An 18,734-nucleotide genomic window follows, 5' to 3' on the forward strand; every position below is an offset into this window, starting at 1 on the left:
GCCACCAATGCTGAATTGTCGCGCCCGAAAGGGCGAGGAAACGCGTTCGCCGCGGCCTGGCCGCAGTTTCTGCGGTGACCTCTCAGTCCGCTGCGCGAGGCGGTTCGCCAAACAGCGGATCACCGCGCAGCGCGGCCACCGCCAGCTCGACGAAGGCCCTGACCTTGGCCGCCGCCTGGCGACCCTGGGGATAGACCAGGTGCACCGGCAGCGGCGCCTCTTCATGGTCTTCCAGCACGATCCGCAGACTGCCCTCGGCCAGCGCCGGGGCGATCTGGTAGTGCGGCACCCGGGTCAGGCCGTGCCCCGCCTTGGCGGCGGCGATGGCGGCTTCGTTGGTATTGCACAACAGCAGCGGATCCACCACCACCCGCTGCCCGCGGGCGAAGCGCCATTCCGGCGAGGCCCAGGCGCCCTGGCAGGCAAGGATGCGGTGCTCCTTGAGCGCGGCAGGAGTGACGGGGATGCCCTGGGCCTCCAGGTAGCCCGGCGCCGCGCAGACCACTCGCCGCATCTGGCCGACCTGGATGGCGGTCAGGCCCGAGTCCGGCAACTGGCCGATGCGCAGGGCGACATCCATGCCTTCGTCCAGCAGATTCACCTGGCGGTCGACGAACAGGGTACGCACGCGCATGTCCGGATAACGGGCGAGAAAGGCCAGCGCCAGCGGCAGTACGTGCAGCTGGCCGAACAGCATGGGCGCGGTGACGGCCAGGGTACCCGAGGGCCGGGCCTGGTGTCCCGCCGCGGCCAGTTCCGCCTCGGCGATCTCCCCCAGGATGCGCCGGCAATCCTGCAGATAGCGCGCACCGGCCTCGGTGGGTTTCACCGAGCGGGTGGTGCGCACCAGCAAGCGGGCGCCGACCAGCGCTTCCAGGCCCGCCACCAGGCGGGTCACCGCCGGGGCACTCAGGTGCAGATCCCGGGCGGCGCGGGCGAAACTCTCGGTCTCGGCCACCTTCACGAATACGCGCATCGCCTGCCAACGATCCATCTGCGGGGTCTTCCTCAGGGCGCCGGAGCGGCCCGGCAAGACGCCCATGGTAGTCGACCCGGCCAGACAGGCTAGCCTAGAGATCCAGTTCCAGCGGTACGGACCCGGCGGCGGGCCGCGCGCAACAGAGCAGGGCCTGGTCGACGGCGACCGCCGCGGCGGGTTCTTTGGCATAGGTGACCGCGCCCTGGAGCAGCCCCGTGCGACAGCTGCCACAGTGCCCCTCGCGACAGCTGAAGGCGGGCTCCAGGCCCTGGGCCTCGGCCAGCTCCAGCAGGCTGCCGGAGGCGGGCGTCCACTGCGCTTCCTGGCCGGACGCCGCGAAGCGCACCCGGACGGCCTTGGTGGCCGCGGCAGGCCGTACGGTCGCCGCCGTCGCCGCACCGCTGCGCACCCGTCCGGCCGGACCGAAGGCCTCGGCATGGATACGGCCATCCTCAATGCCAAAACCGCGCAGGCCATCATAGAGGCCCTGGGTAAAGGCCGTGGGACCGCAGAGGTAGAAGTCATAGTCACCGAAGGGCAGATGGCGGCCCAGCAGCGCCATGTCGATGCGCCCGGCGACGTCATAGTCCACCCCGGGAAGGGCTGCAGCGGGATCGCTCAGCACCCTGATCACCCGTAGCGTTTCCGGAGCCCTAGCCATCAGCTCGCTCAGCTCCCGGTCGAAGGCCCGTTCCGCCTGGGTCCGGGCGCCATAGAACAGCGTGACTGGCCGCCGACCCTGATGGACCGCCTGGCGCAGCATGGCCAGCAACGGAGTGATACCGATCCCGGCGGCCAGGAACACCAGGGGGCGCGCCGCCGAGACCGCCAGGGTGAAGTCGCCGGCGGGCGCCCGGGCCTCGATCAGGTCGCCTTCGCGCAGCCGATCGTGCAGCAGCCGCGAGACCAGACCGTCGCGCTTGACGCTGATGCGGTAATGGCCGTCGGCGGGGAGGGAGGTCAGGGTATAGGTTCGCACCAGGGAGGGCTGCCCCGCTTCGGGTGTCACCCGGAGCGGCAGGAATTGACCGGCTTGATAGGGCGGCAAGGCGGCACCGTCCAGGGGCTCCAGGTGGAAAGAGCGGATGGTGGCGCTTTCCTGGACGATGCGGGCGATGCGCAGCGGACGCCAGCGCCGAACCTGGGGACTGGCTTGCAGGCGCCGCTCGGCGTCCGCCCAGCTGCCGGTCAGCCGACTGCTGTCCGACTCGCCGCCGGGCTGCGCCTGCCAGCGCAGCGCCAGGGCACTACGGCGCCGGACGATACGCTGGGGGCGAAAGGTCCAGAGGCGTTCGGCGCCCTCGAAGGCGGCGATTTCGGGCGAGTCGAACAGCACCTCGGCGGTGCCGCTCAGCTGTAGCAGATCGCCGTGCTCAAGGTCCACGAACAGCAGTCCGGCCCGGCCATTGGCGATGACATTGCCCAGGGTGTTGAAGAACAGATTGCCGTTGAAGTCGGGAATGGTCAGCAGGCCCTCGGCATCCACCCGGACGAAGCCCGGCTTGCCTCCCCGGTGGGAGACATCGACCCGTCGCTGGCCCTGCGGGTCGGCATAGGAGGCGACGAAAAAGGCATCGGCGCCGGCGATGAGCGCGCGGGCCGCCGCGTCCAGGCTGGTGGGGTGCTCCGATGGCACGGCCAGGGCGGCGCCCGGTTCGTGGGCGAAGCTCAGGTCGCGCAGCTGGATATAGCGCGGGCAGTTGCCGAAGCTCTGGTCCACCGTCACGCGCAGCCCCTGGGCCGTGGGGCTGAGGATGCCGTTCATGCGATTGCGGCGGCGCGTGTGCCACTCGATGCCCAGCAGGCCCACGGCAGCGCCTGCGCCCAGTCCGGGCGCCGCTGGGTCCTCGCTGGCGGGGCGGGCGGCGAGGTCGAGGGTGGTGGGGGTGGGCGAGGCGAGAAAGCCCGGCTGGCCTTCCAGGATAGTCGCCCAGGCGTCCCCTGCGGCATCCACGCTGCCCAGTACCACGAAGGGCAGCTGGGCGAAGAACTGGCGATGCTGGTCGGGCATGAACGGCCGGATCACCCGCGGCCCCAGGGCCTCCAGGCGCTCACGGACGCCCAGGCGTTCCTGGATGAGGGTTTCCCCGGCGTGCCAGGTGGGTAGGGGCTCGTGCATGACCTTGGCCTCCAGTAGGGTGAAGGTGCGATCAGGCCCGGAGGCCGGCAGCGGTGCGGGGGAAGGGCACGAAGCCGGGCATGGCCTCCACCCGCTGCAGGAAGGCGCGCACAGCCGCATAGGGCGCCAGCTCCACATTGCCTTCCGGCGCTCCGGCCAGGTAGCTGTAGAGGGCGATGTCGGCGATGGTCGGATGATCGGCGGCCAACCACTCTCGTGTGGCCAGGTGCGCTTCCAGACGTTCGAGCAGGACATGGGCTCGGGCGATGACCTCTTCGGGATTCAGGCGGGCGCCGAACACCGTGATCAGGCGCGCCGCCGCCGGGCCATAGGCCAGCTCTCCGGCGGCCACCGACAGCCAGCGCTGCACCGCCGCCGCGCCAAGCGGATCTTCCGGCAGCCAGTCGCGGCGACCGGCCTTTTTCGCCAGGTAGACGAGGATGGCATTGGCATCGGCGACCGCCGTCGTGCCGTCCTCCAGCACCGGCACCTGGCCGAAGGGATTGAGGGCGAGGAATTCCGGCGTGCGATTGGCGCCGCCCGGAATATCGATGTCGATCAATTCGACGTCCAGCCCCAGCAGCGAGGCGAAGAGCACGGCGCGATGGGCATGACCGGACAGCGGGGTGTGATAGAGCTTCATGATCCGACTCCTGGCAGGCATCGGGCCGAGGGTGGTCCCGATAGGTGCTACCAGCTTGGGATCAACGCGCTTTCGAGGGAATGGGTCTTCTGGTCAGTTCAGCATTCCGCAAAATGGAATGATCGAGCCAGCTCCTGTACGAAGCATCACCAAGCGCAGGCACCTTTCGTACAGGACCTAGCGGCAGGCGAAGGCCAACACCCGTCCCAGCATGGCATCGCAGCCCTCCAGCTGCGCCTGGCTGATGAATTCATCGGGCTTGTGGCCCTGGGCCATGCTGCCGGGGCCGCAGACCACGGTGGGAATGCCGGCCGCAGCGAACAGCCCCCCTTCGGTACCGAAGGCCACCGTGCCGAATTCGCGGGAGCCACAGAACTGCGCGACCCAGTCGGCCGCCTCGCTTTCGACGGCGGTATCCAGGCCGGGATAGCTCGACAGCTCGGTGAAGCGGATGGCGCTCTGGCCGCTGAGGGCGCGCATGGCCGGTAGCAATGCCGCTTCGGCATGGGCCTGCAGCTGATGGATCACCTGGTAGGGGTCCTGGGCGGGCAGGGCGCGAATCTCGAAATCGAAGGTGCAGTCCTGGGGCACGATGTTCAGCGCCTGGCCGCCATTGATCAGGCCGGTCTGCACCGTGGAGAAGGGCGGATCGAAGCGTGCGTCCTGACCTTCCACTGCCTTGAGCGCCTCGCCGAGCCGGCCGAGTTCGACGATCAGGCGCGCGGCGTATTCGACGGCATTGACGCCCTGGGGCGCATAGGCCGAATGACAGGCCGTGCCGTGCACCTGGCAGCGCATGGCCACCTTGCCCTTGTGGCCGAGCACGGGCTTGAGCTCCGTAGGCTCGCCGATCAGGCACAGCAGCGGCTTGACCGGGCGCTGGACCAGCTGGTCGAGCAGGCTGCGGACCCCCAGGCAGCCGACTTCCTCGTCATAGGACAAGGCCAGGTGCAGCGGGCGGCGCAGGGGTGCGCGACTGGCCGCGGGGACCAGCGCCAGCAGGCAGGCCAGAAAGCCCTTCATGTCGGCGGTGCCGCGACCGTAGAGCTTGCCGTCGCTTTCGCTGAGGACGAAAGCGGGACGGGTCCAGGCCTGGCCGTCCACCGGCACCACGTCGGTATGCCCCGAGAGCACGATGCCCGGCACGTCCGCCGGTCCCAGGGTGGCGAACAGATTGGCCTTGGTGCCTTCGCCATTGTGGATCAGCTCGTAGGGTACGCCGAAGCCCTCCAGGTAGCCGGCGACGAAGTCGATCAGCGCCAGATTGGATTCGCGACTGGTGGTGTCGAAGGCCACCAGCCGCGCCAGCAACTCCCGGCTGGCGCTCATCGGTCGTCTCCCGGGACGCCGTAGCCGGGGGCGAGATCCGGGCGCACCGCGCGGTCGAGATAGTCCTGCAACTGGGGTTCATAGGCGCGCCACAGCGCCGCCAACTCGCCGACGGGGTCCGTCTCGGCCCAGTCGACACGCAGATCGACGATGGGCCAGCTGGCGTCGCCCACCACCAGCAGCGCCGCCGAATGCACCGGGCCGGCCTCGCCACCGGCGGCCATCGCCGCCTGCATGGCCAGCAGCAGGCGCTCGGCGAGGGCGCCCTGGCTGCCTTCGAAGTGTTCCACCAGTGCATCCACCACCCTGGGGCTCGCCAGCATGTTGCCGGCGCCCACGCAGTCCCGGCCGCTGCGGGCCTGGTGCACGCCCAGGGTGTGGGCACCGCTGTGGTGGGCGCTGCGGCCCTGGGCATCGATGACGGTCACCTGGCGATAATCCGCATAGCCATCGCCTGCCAGGCTCCGGACCAGGGCTGCCTCGGGTGCGAGGTCCTGGGCGAGTCCGTCCAGGGTGCGCGGCCCCAGGGCGGGCAGGGTGATGTTCTGCGAGCTGACCGCGCCGACACCGGGTTGCAGCCAGGGGCAGCGGGCGCCCACGGCGATGCTCGATGAACTGATGGCGATGCCGAACTGACCGGTCTCGGCGCAGCGGGCGGTAAGGGAAAAGGTCATGGCAGGGCCTCAGTCGGGGATCACGGCGATGACATCGATTTCCATCAGCCACTGGGGCTGGCCCAGGGCTGCCACCACCAGGCCGGTGGAGATGGGGAAGACGCCCTTGAGCCACTTGCCCACCTCCTGGTACACCGGCTCGCGATAGCGCGGATCGATCAGGTAGGTGGTGGTCTTGACGATGTGGCTGAGGTCGCTGCCGGCTTCTTCCAGCAGTTGCTTGACGTTCTTCATCGCCTGCTCGGCCTGGGCGCGGGGATCGCCCAGCCCGACCAGCTTGCCGTCGAAATCGGTGCCGACCTGACCGCGTACATAGACGGTGTTGCCAGCGCGCACGGCCTGGCAGAGGTCGTTGTCCAGGGTCTGGTTGGGGTAGGTGTCCTTGGTGTTGAACATGCGGATACGGGTGTGGGTCGGGGTGGCCATGCGGGAGTCTCCGGGTCTCGATAAGGGCGTCAGGCGCTGCGCGAGTGCTGGATCGGCGCGCCGGCGGTTTCGCTGGGACGGTAGTCCTGGTAGCGGCGCTGGATGGCGATCTGGTCGGCCACGTGGCGGGCGTCGTGCCAGCAGCCCCAGATGAAGGCCGAGCCACGACGACTGAGCCAGGGCAGACCGACGAAGTAGATACCCGGCTCGGCGCCGACACCGCGCTGGTGCCTGGGCTTGCCGTTGTCGCCGAAGGTGTCCACCTGCAGCCAGCTGAAGTCGGTGGCATAGCCGGTGGCCCAGATCACCGAGCTGACGCCCGCGGCTTGCAGGTCCAGTTCATTGAGCGGTTCGCGGATACAGGTGGCGTCCGCCACTCGCTCGCGGGCCGCGGGTTCTTCCGGCAGGTCCAGTCCGTGGCGGGCGGCATAGGCGTCGGCGGCGTCGAGCAGGGCCAGGTAGTTGGCGTCGCCGGCGTCGAGATTCTGGTTGAGGTCCGGGCGGAAGCGCACCACCCCGTCGACGAAGGCGTCGGTGAGGCCCACCAGGGTCATGCCGGCCTGGGCCAGGCGGCGGAAGTCCACGGTATGGCCGCCCCGGGCGCCGCTCACGGCGATGGTCACGTGCTCGCGGCCCGGCTGCATGGTCTCGGTGTCCCATAGGCCGAGCACGCCCAGCCACCAGCAGAAGTCGCGGCCGCGATAGGCCCGCGGCGGCCGGTCATGAGGGCCGACGGAGAGATAGACGCGCTTGCCGGCGCGCAGCAATTCCTCGGCGATCTGCACCCCGGAGGAGCCGGCGCCCACCACCAGCACCGCGCCCTCGGGCAGTTGCTGCGGATTGAAGTAATGGGCGGAGTGGATCTGGTAGAGGCTCTCGTCCGTTGGTGCGATGGCCGGGATGACCGGTTTCTGGAAGGGGCCGGTGGCCACCACGACCCGCTGGGCGTTCAGGCTGCCTGCGGAGGTTTCCACCAGAAAGCCAGCCTGGCCGGCCTGGCGGGTCACCCGGGTGACGGCGACGCCGGTGCGGATGGGCGCGCCGATCTGCCGGGCATAGGTCTCGAAGTAGGTGGCGATCTCGTCCTTGCCAGGAAAGCCATCCGGCGCCGTCTGAAATTCCAGCCCGGGGAAGCGGTCGTGCCAGGCCGGGCCGTTGGCCACCAGGGAATCCCAGCGGCCGGTGCGCCAGGCTTCGGCGATACGGTGCTTTTCCAGCACCAGGTGCTCGATGCCGAGCCGTCCCAGGTGCTCGCTCATGGCGACGCCGGCTTGGCCAGCGCCTATCACCAGGGTGTCGATCGTGGTCGGTAATGTGGACATGAGGGTACCCTTCGGCCGCGCGGCGGGGTGCGGCCGTCATCTAAGCAGTAGGAAGGCGGAGCGCGCAGGCTCCGCGGCGATCAATCCAGCACGGAGGGGTCCTGCTGGATCATCAGTTCTTTCATCTCGGCGAAGTGCTGCTCGGAAAAGTCGGTGATGCCTTCCCAGGCGCGGGCGGTCTTTTCGGCGATATCGGCGGGCAACACCTTGAGCGGCTGGCCGGTGGACCAGGCGGTGACCAGGATCTGGCAGGCGCGCTCCAGGGTCCAGATGTCGTCGAAGGCCTGGCCGATGGTGGGGGCGATCACCATGACGCCATGATTGCCCATCAGCAGCCGCTGCTTGCCATCCAGCAATCCGGCCAGGCGCGCACCCTCGGCCTCGGTGTCGGCCATGCCGCCATAGCGTTCGTCCACCGCCAGGCGATTGAAGTAGCGGGCGGTGTTCTGGTCGATGGGCGGCACCTCGGGCTTGGCCAGGCAGGCCACCGCCGTGGTGTAGACCGGGTGCAGGTGCAGCACCACCCGGGCCTCCGGCAGCCGGCGGTGGATCTGCCCGTGGATCGACCAGGCCGTGCTGTCCACCTCGGGCCGCGCGGCGCCTTGCGGATCGTCCGCATCGAGTAGCAGCAGATCACTGGCGCGGATGCGCGAGAAATGCTTCCACTTGGGATTGATCAGGAAGCGCTTGCCGTCGGCGGAAACGGCGGCGCTGAAGTGGTTGGCGACGGCTTCGTGCATGCCAAGGTGGGCGATGACGCGAAAGGTCGCCGCCAGATCGATGCGCAACCGTTCCTCGTGGGAGAGTGCCATGGTCGTGACTCCGTAGGCTCAGGGCTTGGGCATCAGGGCGGCGATGTCCGCCTTGGTGGGCGCCTGGAAGTTGTACTTCTTCAGCAGGGCGGCGTACTCCGGCGTGGCGCTGTATTGCTTGAGCGCATCCACCAGGGCGGTCTTGACCGCGTCGTTGCCCTTCTTCACGCCGAAACCGTTGAGCACCGGGTAGATCAGGGTATCCGAGGAGATCACCACGCGATTGCCGAGCTTCTCCACCAGCCCGCGAGCAACGGCCGCGTCGGTGATCTGCGCCTCCACGGCCTTGGACAGCAGTGCCTGGGTGGTCTGGGGATCGGTGCCGTATTCGCTCACGGCGATCGGCTGGAGGCCGTTCTTCACGCAGTACTCGTCGGAGAGCTTGTGCAGCTGCTGCAGCCAGGAGGTGGCGCCCATGGAGCCGATCTTGTGGCCGCAGAAGTCTTCCGGCTTCTTGGGCTGATAGCTGCTGCCCTTGAGCGCGATGATCGACTCGCCACTCTTCAGGTAGGGGATCATGTCGATCACCTTGAGGCGGTCCGCGGTGATGTACATCGAGGAGTTGGTGATGTCGAAGCGCCCGCCCTGCAGCCCGGTGATGAGGTTGGGGAAACGGGTGTCCAGCGTTTCCACGGTGCGCCCCATGAGCTTGCCCAGGCCTTCGACGAATTCGATGTCGAAGCCTGCCGGCTTGTTGTCCTGCACGTATTCGTAGGGGAAGAAGGTCAGGTCAGAACCGGCGACCAGCTTGCCCGGCTGCAGGAAGCCGGCCGAGGCCAGGCCGGAGACCAGCACCAGGCTGGCGCCCAGTACGGCGGTGGAGAGGATTCGAATCGAGGCGCTGCTGAATCTTTGCATGGCGGTGCTCCTTGAGGGGGTGGGAAAGATCAAACGGCAGCCTGGTCGAGCCCGGCCTGCTGGACGAAGAAGGAAGCGCCGCGCGGTTTCTGCGGCAGCCGCACGCTGTTGGCCACGCTGCGCACCAGCCCGCTTTCCTGGCCGGCCACCAGCAGCCCGGCGTGCTCGCTGGGCAGCGGGTTCTCGCCGAAGGGCAGGGCGTCCTCGGCGGCGTAGACGCTGATGAACAGGGTGCGCGGCAGCTCGGTCTGGTTGGGGCTGGAGGCGTGCAGCAGCCGGGTGTGCATGAAGCACACCGAGCCGGCCGGGCCGAAGCAGGCCACGGGCTCGCGGCAGTGTTCGGCCACCACGCTGTCGTCGACCGCACCGGTGAAGCGCCCGTCCTGCCAGTGCGACCAGAGCGGGCCCCGGTGGCTGCCGGGGATGACGGTGAGAGGGCCGTTCTCCGGGGTCACCTCGCTCACCATCAGCAGCGCGGTGACCACGTCATCGTTGCTGTGGGGCGTGAAGAGAAAATCCTGGTGCCACTTCACCTGGGTGGCGGTGTGCGGCAGCTTCGAATTGATCTTGCTGTGGTGGAAGCGGGTGCCGTTGCCACCGATGAGCCGAGCCGCGACCTGGGCCATCCGCGAAGTGAAGGCGACCTGGCGATAGGCCGCGGAAACCTCGGTGGGCGAGCTGACCCGGCGCAGGGACGGGTGATCGGGCCGGTGATCCAGTTCCACGTCGAAACGGGCGCGGCCGTCCTGGGTCTCGCCCCAGGCCTCGGCGTGGCTGCGGCTGTCCTCGACCCAGTTGTCGAAATCGGCCTGCAGGGCGGCGATCTCCTCGGCCGTCAGCAGGTTCTCGACCACCAGGTAGCCGTCGCGGTGAAACCGGTCCAGTTGCGCTTGCTCGATCATAGGGGTTCTCCAGAAGCCAAGGGGTGGGGTCAAGCCAGGGACACGTCCTTGAGAAAGGCCTCGACGCGGGGATGCTGGCCGTTACGCAGTACCTGGGGCGCGTCGTCGCAGACCACGCGGCCCTTTTCCATGAACACGATGCGGTCCGAGACCTTGAAGGCGAAGTTCATCTCGTGGGTGACGATCACCATGGTGATGCCCTCCTGGGCCAGGGCCTCGATCACCTGCAGCACCTCGTTGACCTTCTCCGGGTCGAGCGCCGAGGTGGGCTCGTCGAACAGCATGATCTGCGGCCGCATCATCAGCGCCCGGGCGATGGCCACGCGCTGCTGCTGGCCGCCGGACAGCTGGTGCGGATACTTCCAGGTGTGATCGAGCATCCCGACCTTGTGGAGCAGGGCGTAGGCCTGCTGCCTGAGTGCCGCGGGGGTATCGAGGCGGTGATAGCGCGGCGCGAGCAGCAGGTTGTCCAGCACCGTGAGGTGAGGGAAGAGGTTGAAGCTCTGGAACACCATGCCGATGTCCAGGCGATGCTCGCTGTGCTCGATGAAGCGCGGCTTCTGGGCGCCGTCCTTGCGGAGGTGGATGAAGGGCTGGCCGTTGATGCGGATCTCGCCGTTGTCCAGTTGCTCCAGGCCGTTGAGCAGGCGGATCAGGGTGGTCTTGCCCGAGCCTGACGGGCCGATCACCGAAACCACCTCGCCGGGCTGGATGCGCAGGTTGACCGAGCCCAGCACCTCGACGTCGTTGTAGGCCTTGTGCAGGCGCGCCGCTTGCAGCGCGGGAGTGTTGGCGTCCCACTGCGGCCTGGCGCTGGCGGCCGACGCCTGGGTGGCGAGGGCCAGCACCTGGGCGTCGGGGGTCCGCACCACCTTGCGCTGGGTGACGTCGAGGAAGCGCTCCAGGCGTTTGAGCAGGAAGTCGAACAGGGTGACGATCAGCACGTAGTAGAAGGCCACCGCCACCATGGTCTCCATGACCAGGAAATTCTGCGAATAGAGGCGCTGGCCGACCATCAGGATCTCGGTGAGGGAGATCACCGACACCAGGGAGCTGAGCTTGACGATGGAGATGTATTCGTTGGCCAGCGAGGGCAGCGCCACGCGCAGGGCCTGGGGAATGACGATGCGCCACTGGGTGCCGAGAAAGCGCAATCCCAGCGCCCGCGCCGCTTCGCCCTGGCCCTTGGGAATCGACAGCAAACCACCGCGGTGGATCTCGGCGACATAGGCCGTCTCGCTGATGACCAGGCCGATCAGGCCGGCCCAGAAGGGATCCGCGAGTACCACCGAGGTGGCCGGCAGTGCCTGTGGCAGGTTGTAGATGAAGATCAGCAGCACCAGCAGCGGTACGCTGCGAAAGAACCAGATGTAGCCTCGCGCCGGCAAGCTCAGCGCCGGTAGCCGGGACTGTTTGGCCAGGGCGATGAAGAAGCCCAGGGCGATGCTGATGACCCAGGTGAGGGTGCTGAGTTTGATGACGGTCCAGGTTGCCAGCCAGAATTGAGTGTCGCCGATAAGGCCGAACATGTAGTTCCAGTCGAAAGTCATCGTCAAAACCTGTCGCCATTCATTGGAAGGACATCTGCGAAGAGGGCTGTCCGGTCACTGCAATTACAGAATTGGCAATCAACGGGCTTATCGTCAATTAACAAATTACGGGCCTTTGTATAGGACTTTGCTATACAGGTACGGCGGCTGCTGGAGGACTTTTTCCATATGCCCTCATAAGGGGCAAAGTGCCGCCATAACAGGCCGCAGTGCAGGATTTTGGTGCACTGGCGCAATAGGGGTGCAGCGGGGATCCACTGGATTTTCAAAGGCTTGATGGCTGTCGACGACAGGCGCAGGCTGCCTGGCACAGCTTTCGCTTCAAGGGTAAAAGGCTATGCAAAGGCTAGCTCTGCACAGGTTTTTCCTATAGGCGATCCGTGACCCACTTTACGCTCAGGCAACTTCGTTATTTCGTCGCGGTGGTCGAGGAAGACAGCATCGTCGAGGCGGCGCGACAACTGCATATATCCCAGCCGTCGATTTCCGTCGCCATCAAGAATCTCGAAGAAAGTTTCGAGCAGAAGTTGTTTATCCGCCATCACGCCCAGGGCGTTTCCCTCACTGCCAGCGGCCGCCGACTCTACGAAAAGGCCAAGGAACTGTTGCGGCTGTCCCAGGAGCTGGAACAGAACGCCAAGGCGGAAAACGAGATGGTCTCGGGTACCGTGGCCATCGGCTGTTTCGAGTCCGCCGCGCCGCTCTACCTGCCCAAGCTGGTCGCCGGCTTCAAGCGGCTCTATCCCGAGATCACCATCCAGCTGCACGATGGCGAGCAGCACGAGCTGATGCACGGGGTGCACCGGGGACGCTTCGACCTGGTGTTTCTCTACGATCTGGAACTGGGCGATTCCATCACCAAGGAAAAGCTCAATGCACCGCACAAGCCCTACGCCCTGTTGCCCATCGCCCACCCCCTGGCTGGCAAGAAGGCGGTGACGCTCAAGGAGCTGAGTCGCGAGCCGATGATCCTGCTGGACGTGGTGCCCAGCCGTAACTACTTCATCGACATCTTCAAGGAGAAGGGCTACCACCCCACGGTGGCCTACAGCTCCCCCTCCATCGAGATGGTGCGCTGCATGGTGGGGCAGGGGCTGGGCTTTTCCGTACTGGTCACCCGACCGACCACCGACATGACCTACGACGGCAAGCGCCTGGCCCAGGTCAACATCCACGACGACATGCCGGCCTCGACCTTCATCATGGCCTACCTGCGCAACAACGAGCCGACCAAGGCGACGCGGCTGTTCATGGACTATTGCCGGAGTGTCGATCTGTCGCCGGTGCCGGCAGACAGCCCGCGAGGCTGAAAGCCGTGCTGGCCCTTACCCATCTTCTGGGCGAAAGGGCAGGGATAGACGGCCGCGGGCTGGTCGCCGATGCTCGATGTAAAGTAGAATCAATATCATCTAAGCATCATCGAGCAGGCAGCACCCGTCATGAGTGACATGGCTCTCGCATCCTCACGCCATCTTCATCGGCTCTATTGCGAACACAGCGGCTGGCTACAGGCCTGGTTGCGGCGGCGCCTGGCCAGCGAATGGGATGCGGCCGATCTCAGTCAGGAGGCCTTCCTGCGGCTGCTGCGCAACCCCGAGGTGCTGGGCGAACTGCAGGAGCCACGGGCGTATCTGGTGACCATCGGCAAGCGCCTGCTGATCAATTTCCAGCGCCGGCGCAGCCTGGAGCAGGCTTATCTCGACGCCCTGGCCGAGCTGCCCGAAGCCTGCGCGCCATCGCCCGAGCAACGCTGGGTACTGCTGGAAACCCTGCAGGCCCTCGATGAGCTGCTCGACGGCCTGCCCGCCACGGTGCGCCATGCCTTCCTGCTCAGCCAGCTCGAAGACCTCACCTACCGCGAGATCGCCGAGCGCTTGCAGGTCTCCGAGCGCACCATCAAGAGATACATGGCGCAGGCCTATGAGCATTGCCTGCTGGCGGAGCTGTGCTGAACAGCGCCCAGGACCGGCGCCGGACCGCGATCCGCGAGGCCGCGGGCTGGCTGGCGCTGCTGGAATCCGGCGCGGCTGGCGAGCGCGAACACCAGCAGCTGCAGGCGTGGCGTCAGGCCGATGCCGAGCACGAGCGGGCCTGGCAGGCGGCCTTGGCGCTGCAGCAACGCTTCGCCGCGGTGCCGTCGCGACTGGCCATGGCCAGTCTGCAACCGGCCGATCGCGGCCGCCGTACCGCCTTGCGTCAGTTGCTCGGTCTGGCGCTGTTGGTACCGACGGGGTGGTGGCTGACCCAGGAATTGCCGCTGGACGCCTGGAGCGCCGATCTCGGCACCGCGACCGGCGAACGCCGCAGCCTGACCCTGGCCGACGGTAGCCTGCTGCAGCTCAATACCGCGACCGCCGTGAACCTGGATCAGGCCCGGCGACGGCTGACCCTCGTGCAGGGTGAGATCTCGCTGCGCGTTCCTGGCGCGGAGGTGTTGACCCTCGATACCCGTTTCGGCGTCCTGACGGTGCACCAGGCCGAGGTCTGCGTGCAGCAGGACGATGAAGGGTGCGACGTGCGCGTGGTCAGCGGTAGCGTGGGGGTGCGACCGCTGAGCGGCCCGGGGCTGGAACTGGGCAAGGGCCAGCAATTGCGCCTCAGTGCCCTGGGGATCGGTGCCATCGAGCCGTTTTCCGCGACGCTGCTGAGCTGGCGCCAGGGCGTGCTGATCGCCCAGGACCAGCCACTGGGCGAATTCCTGCAGCAATTCAGTCGCTATCGTCCTGGCCTGCTGCGTTGGGACCCCGCGGTGGCCAACCTCAGGGTCACCGGCAGCTTCCAGCTCGCCGATACCGACCGGGTACTCGCGCTGCTGGCCGCGACGCTGCCGGTGGAGCTGCACTGGCGTACCCGCTTCTGGGTGACCCTGAAACCCCGCTCGGTCGCCGCCTGAAAAAAGCCTGTCCCCTTTTCCGTACTCGTCGGTCATTAACGGCATAGGACAATCAAAGGAGGGGGATTCGATGGTGGCGTTGGTATTGCGTCCGTTGCTGCGCACGGGCTTGCTGGTGGCGTTGAGTGGTACTCCCTGGTGGGCGGGTTCTGCCTGGGCCCAGGAGGCCGCCCGCCGGCATTACGAGATTCCCGCCGGCAGTCTCGCCCGGGCGCTGACGCGCTTCGCCGCGGAATCCGGCGTCAATCTGGCGGTGGATCCGGGGCTGGTGGGCAAGCGCAGCAGCGCTGGCCTCAACGGCGACTATGGCGTGGAGGAGGGCTTCAGCCGCCTGCTGGCCGGCTCGGGGCTGCGGCTGCAACCGCTGGGGGAGCGCGATTTCACCCTGGCGCCCGCGCCGCAGGACAGCGGCGTCCAGGAGCTGGCCAGCACCTCCATCGTCGCCACCAGTCTGCAGGCGGATGACACGCCCTACGCCGGCGGCCAGGTCGCGCGGCAAGGCTCCCAGGGACTGCTGGGCAATCGCGACTTCATGGACACACCCTTCAGCCAGACCTCCTACACCGCCCAGACCGTCCAGAATCTCCAGGCCCGCACCCTTACCGACCTGATCGCCAGCGATCCCTCGGTGCGCTCCACCAATCCGTCGGGTGGTCGCTTCGAGCAGTTCACCATCCGCGGTTTCAGCCTGTTCAACAGCGACGTCGCCTACAACGGGCTCTATGGCGTGCTGCCGACCTATTCCATCGACATGGAGATGGCCGAGCGGGTCGACATCCTCAAGGGGCCGAGCCAGTTGCTCAACGGCATCTCGCCTCGCGGCAGCGTCGGCGGGGGCATCAACGTGGTGCCCAAGCGCGCCACCGACCAGCCCATCACCGAAATCACCGGCAGCTATGCCTCCGACAGCCAGGTGGGCGGCGCCGTGGACATCGGCCGTCGCTTCGGCGAGGACAATCGCTTCGGGATGCGCTTCAACGGCGTCAAGCAATCCGGCGACACCACCTGGGATCACCAGCACGTCGACCGGCAGATGGGCGTGCTCGGTCTGGACTATCGCGTGGAACGCCTGCGCCTGGGCCTCGATCTCGGCCACACCGAGCGCGACACCGATGCGCCCCAGGAGCGGGTGCTGGTCGGCGCCAATGCCCGGGTGCCCGATGCCGACGATGTGCGCCACAACTATGCTCAGCGCTGGACCCGCGCCCAGACCAAGGACACCTTTGGCGCCCTGCGTGGCGAATTCGACGTCGACGATTCGCTGATGGTCTACGGCGCCGTGGGCGCGCGCCGCAGCGATCACGATTTCCTACGCCACAATGTGTCCCTCACCAACGACGCTGGCGATTTCACCGTCCAGCCGCGCGACTTCACCCGCGACGAAAACGTCCGCACCGCCAACGTGGGCGCGCGCAAATGGCTGCAGACCGGGCCGGTCAGCCACGAGCTCAATGTCAGTGCCGACTACTTCTACATGGACTTCGAAAACGGTGGCGGGCGCTACGCCAGCGGGACGAGCAACCTCTATGCGCCCCGCGACCTGCCCGCGCCGGGCGTGCGCACCCGGTCCGATGCCAAGGACTATACCGAGAACCGCTTCAGCGGCGTGGCCCTGGCCGACACCCTAGGTTTCTTCGACGACCGCCTGCTGGTCACCCTCGGCGCCCGCTGGCAGCGGGTCAAGGTGGACGACTGGTCCGACGGCGTGAAGCAACCCACCGCCTACGACGAGGAAAAGGTCTCGCCCTCGGCGGGGGTGCTGTTCAAGGCCACCGAGCGGCTGTCGCTCTATGCCAACTACATGGAAGGCCTCAGCCAGGGCAAGATCGCGCCGTCCACGGCGGTGAACGAGGATGAGATCTTCCCGCCCTTCATCAGCCGCCAGGCGGAGGTGGGCGCCAAGTACGACTTCGGCGCCGTGGCGGTGACCGCGAGTGCCTTCCGCATCAAGCAGCCAGCCTACGAGACCAACGCCAGCAGCCGTACCTTCGGTCCCAACGGCAAGCGGGTCAACGACGGGGCGGAACTGAGCGTGTTCGGCGAGCCGCTGCCCGGCTTCCGCGTGCTCGGCGGCCTGATGTACATCGACAGTGAACTCAGGGACACCTTGGGTGGCACCTTCGACGGCAATCGCGCCCCGGCCACGCCCCGGCTCAATGCCAACCTCGGTGCCGAAGTGGACATCCCGGCGGTGCCGGGCCTGACCCTGACCGGCCGGGGGATCTACACCAGCTCCCAGTACCTGGACCAGGCCAACAGCAAGGAAATCGACGCCTGGCACCGCTTCGACGTGGGCGCGCGCTACGCCTTCAAGGTCGACGCCACCCGCGTGACCCTGCGGGCCTCGGTGGAGAACGTGATGAACGAGCGCTACTGGGCCTCCGCCGGCGCCTCCGACGACAGCGAACCCGGCCTGACGATCTCCACGCCGCGGACCTTCGTCTTCTCCACCACCCTGGCGTTCTGACGCCGCCGGGGCCCGCCGCTGCGCAAGGCTCGTGCGGTCCTGCGCAGCGGCAGGTTTTACCGGCAGTTAATTACGGGCGGAACACTGCCGCGTTATTTGGTTGAAGTCCGTTATTCATCGACAGGAGTGTTATGCGGATATAGCTGAAACAAGATCCTTATCAAGCTCATTACCAAGCTAGTTCCAAAACGGACCACAGTGAGTCCGGGGTTCTTGTCGCCCGCACATTGGTGAAAGTTGGGCGAGTTCAAAGACTGGGTTATTGGTGGGAATAGCGGTTGAAGTATGCGAATGAAACTTATTATCGTTACCGAAGATAAACGTCCCGAGGTCTGACGCCATGCTTCAACCATCCCTCAGTCGTGATACCGCCGTACCCGACAACGCCTTCTTTCTCGCTCGCCAGGCGCGCTTCGAATCCAAGGTCCGCAGCTATCCGCGCAAGCTGCCGCTGGCCATCGCCAAGGCCGCCGGCGTCTGGGTGACCGACGTCGAAGGCAAGACCTACCTGGATTGCCTGGCCGGAGCCGGCACCCTGGCCCTGGGGCACAACCATCCGGCGGTCACCGCAGCCATCACCGCTTTTCTCGGCAGCGGCCTGCCCATGCACAGCCTGGATCTCACCACGCCGCTCAAGGACGCCTTCAGCGAACGCCTGCTGGGCCTGCTGCCGGGTCGGGCAGAAGACCACTGCCTGCAATTCTGCGGGCCGTCCGGCGCCGATGCGGTCGAAGCGGCGCTGAAGCTGGCCAAGAAGGTCACCGGACGCAGCAACGTGGTCGCCTTTTCCGGGGGCTACCACGGCATGACCCACGGCGCCCTGGCGGTGACCGGCAATCTCGCGCCCAAGCAGGGCGTGGCGGGATTGATGCCCGGGGTGCAGTTCCTGCCCTATCCCCACGAATACCGCTGCCCGCTGGGACTGGGCGGCGAACGGGGCACCGAGGCCCTGGCGCGCTATCTGGAACGCTTCTTCGGCGACGTGGAAAGTGGTGTCTGCCGGCCGGCGGCGGTGATCGTCGAGGCGGTGCAGGGGGAGGGCGGCGTCAACCCGGCACCGGTGGCCTGGCTGCGGACCCTGCGCCGGGTCACCCGGGAGCACGGCATCCTGCTCATCGTCGACGAGGTCCAGACCGGCTTCGGCCGTACCGGCGCGCTGTTCGCCTGCCAGCATGCCGGCATCGAGCCGGACATCCTGGTGCTGTCCAAGGCGGTGGGCGGCGGCCTGCCGCTGGCGCTGCTGGCGATTCGCCGCGAGTTCGATGCCTGGGAGCCCGGTGGCCATACCGGAACCTTTCGCGGCAATCAGCTGGCCATGGCGACAGGGCTCGCCACCCTGGAGGTGATAGAGCGCGAGGGTCTGGTCAGCCATGCCGCCCAACTCGGCGGCTGGCTCAAGCGACATCTGGAACGGCTGCGCGAGCGTTTCCCCGCCATCGGCAATGTCCGTGGCCTGGGCCTGATGCTGGGCCTGGAGATCGTCGATCCGCGCGGCGAGCCGGATGCGCTCGGCAGCCTGCCGGCCGATCCGGATCTGGCCGCCGCCATCCAGCGCCACTGTTTCGCCCAGGGGCTGCTGCTCGAACGCGGCGGACGGGACGGCAACGTGGTGCGGCTGCTGCCGCCGTTGATCCTGCAGGAAAGCCACTGCCTGGTACTGCTCGAACGCCTGGAGGCCGCCCTCGTGGCGGCGCTGGCCGAGCCCCGTGGCTGAGCACGAGGCACCGCCCGAGTGCCGTGATACCGAATCGCTCCCCGCG

General features: G+C 67.2%; 16 protein-coding genes. 5 read left to right on the forward strand and 11 right to left on the reverse strand.

What is annotated here, in order from left to right; genetic code table 11:
• Nucleotides 1-82: 82 nt before the first annotated feature.
• From RCF34_RS00535 to RCF34_RS00585, 11 genes are all read right to left on the reverse strand, one after another.
• Nucleotides 83-994: a LysR family transcriptional regulator gene (locus tag RCF34_RS00535; RefSeq protein WP_308706396.1), complete on the reverse strand. Its 912-nt coding sequence runs from the start codon at nt 992-994 to the stop codon at nt 83-85.
• A gap of 76 nt (nt 995-1,070) precedes the next feature.
• Nucleotides 1,071-3,098 carry a pyridoxamine 5'-phosphate oxidase family protein gene (locus RCF34_RS00540; RefSeq protein WP_308706397.1) on the reverse strand — a complete coding sequence of 676 codons (2,028 nt, stop codon included), beginning with the start codon at nt 3,096-3,098 and terminating at the stop codon, nt 1,071-1,073.
• Nucleotides 3,099-3,129: 31 nt separating this feature from the next.
• Complete coding sequence (locus tag RCF34_RS00545) at nt 3,130-3,741, reverse strand: glutathione S-transferase (protein ID WP_308706398.1); 612 nt, start codon at nt 3,739-3,741, stop codon at nt 3,130-3,132.
• 177 nt (nt 3,742-3,918) lie between these two features.
• On the reverse strand, nt 3,919-5,070 hold the full coding sequence (argE, locus tag RCF34_RS00550; RefSeq protein WP_308706399.1) for an acetylornithine deacetylase: 1,152 nt from the start codon (nt 5,068-5,070) through the stop codon (nt 3,919-3,921).
• Nucleotides 5,067-5,744, reverse strand: a complete 678-nt coding sequence (locus RCF34_RS00555; RefSeq protein WP_308706400.1) for a DUF1028 domain-containing protein — start codon at nt 5,742-5,744, stop codon at nt 5,067-5,069. Before RCF34_RS00555 ends, argE begins: the two co-directional genes overlap by 4 nt.
• Before the next feature lie 9 nt (nt 5,745-5,753).
• The gene (locus RCF34_RS00560; protein WP_187979237.1) at nt 5,754-6,170 is read right to left on the reverse strand and encodes a RidA family protein; all 417 of its coding nucleotides are present in this window, start codon (nt 6,168-6,170) and stop codon (nt 5,754-5,756) included.
• Nucleotides 6,171-6,199: 29 nt separating this feature from the next.
• Nucleotides 6,200-7,492, reverse strand: coding sequence for an NAD(P)/FAD-dependent oxidoreductase (locus RCF34_RS00565; protein WP_308706401.1), 1,293 nt, complete (start codon nt 7,490-7,492; stop codon nt 6,200-6,202).
• An 80-nt stretch (nt 7,493-7,572) separates the two neighbouring features.
• Entirely contained in the window at nt 7,573-8,304 is a 732-nt protein-coding gene (locus tag RCF34_RS00570) for a class II aldolase and adducin N-terminal domain-containing protein (protein WP_308706402.1), read from the reverse strand.
• A gap of 18 nt (nt 8,305-8,322) precedes the next feature.
• The gene (locus RCF34_RS00575; protein ID WP_308706403.1) at nt 8,323-9,162 is read right to left on the reverse strand and encodes an ABC transporter substrate-binding protein; all 840 of its coding nucleotides are present in this window, start codon (nt 9,160-9,162) and stop codon (nt 8,323-8,325) included.
• A 29-nt stretch (nt 9,163-9,191) separates the two neighbouring features.
• The gene (locus RCF34_RS00580; protein WP_308706404.1) at nt 9,192-10,064 is read right to left on the reverse strand and encodes a phytanoyl-CoA dioxygenase family protein; all 873 of its coding nucleotides are present in this window, start codon (nt 10,062-10,064) and stop codon (nt 9,192-9,194) included.
• 29 nt (nt 10,065-10,093) lie between these two features.
• Nucleotides 10,094-11,614 carry an amino acid ABC transporter permease/ATP-binding protein gene (locus tag RCF34_RS00585; protein WP_308706405.1) on the reverse strand — a complete coding sequence of 507 codons (1,521 nt, stop codon included), beginning with the start codon at nt 11,612-11,614 and terminating at the stop codon, nt 10,094-10,096.
• Nucleotides 11,615-11,994: 380 nt separating this feature from the next.
• Between RCF34_RS00585 and RCF34_RS00590 the strand changes: the two genes are divergently transcribed.
• The 5 genes from RCF34_RS00590 to RCF34_RS00610 all read left to right on the forward strand — a co-directional run bounded on the left by RCF34_RS00590 (nt 11,995) and on the right by RCF34_RS00610 (nt 18,688).
• The gene (locus tag RCF34_RS00590; RefSeq protein ID WP_308706406.1) at nt 11,995-12,924 is read left to right on the forward strand and encodes a LysR family transcriptional regulator; all 930 of its coding nucleotides are present in this window, start codon (nt 11,995-11,997) and stop codon (nt 12,922-12,924) included.
• A 129-nt stretch (nt 12,925-13,053) separates the two neighbouring features.
• Complete coding sequence (locus RCF34_RS00595; RefSeq protein ID WP_308706407.1) at nt 13,054-13,566, forward strand: sigma-70 family RNA polymerase sigma factor; 513 nt, start codon at nt 13,054-13,056, stop codon at nt 13,564-13,566.
• On the forward strand, nt 13,563-14,507 hold the full coding sequence (locus RCF34_RS00600) for a FecR domain-containing protein (RefSeq protein ID WP_374941152.1): 945 nt from the start codon (nt 13,563-13,565) through the stop codon (nt 14,505-14,507). The genes RCF34_RS00595 and RCF34_RS00600 overlap by 4 nt, the downstream gene beginning before the upstream one ends.
• Nucleotides 14,508-14,577: 70 nt before the next feature.
• Nucleotides 14,578-16,974 (forward strand): TonB-dependent receptor, encoded by a 2,397-nt coding sequence (locus RCF34_RS00605; protein WP_308706409.1) that lies wholly within the window; start codon nt 14,578-14,580, stop codon nt 16,972-16,974.
• 340 nt (nt 16,975-17,314) lie between these two features.
• Nucleotides 17,315-18,688: a diaminobutyrate--2-oxoglutarate transaminase gene (locus RCF34_RS00610; RefSeq protein WP_308706410.1), complete on the forward strand. Its 1,374-nt coding sequence runs from the start codon at nt 17,315-17,317 to the stop codon at nt 18,686-18,688.
• Nucleotides 18,689-18,734 lie beyond the last annotated feature (46 nt).

The organism is Pseudomonas sp. 102515 (assembly GCF_031085165.1).
In the GTDB taxonomy this organism is placed as follows: domain Bacteria; phylum Pseudomonadota; class Gammaproteobacteria; order Pseudomonadales; family Pseudomonadaceae; genus Chryseomonas.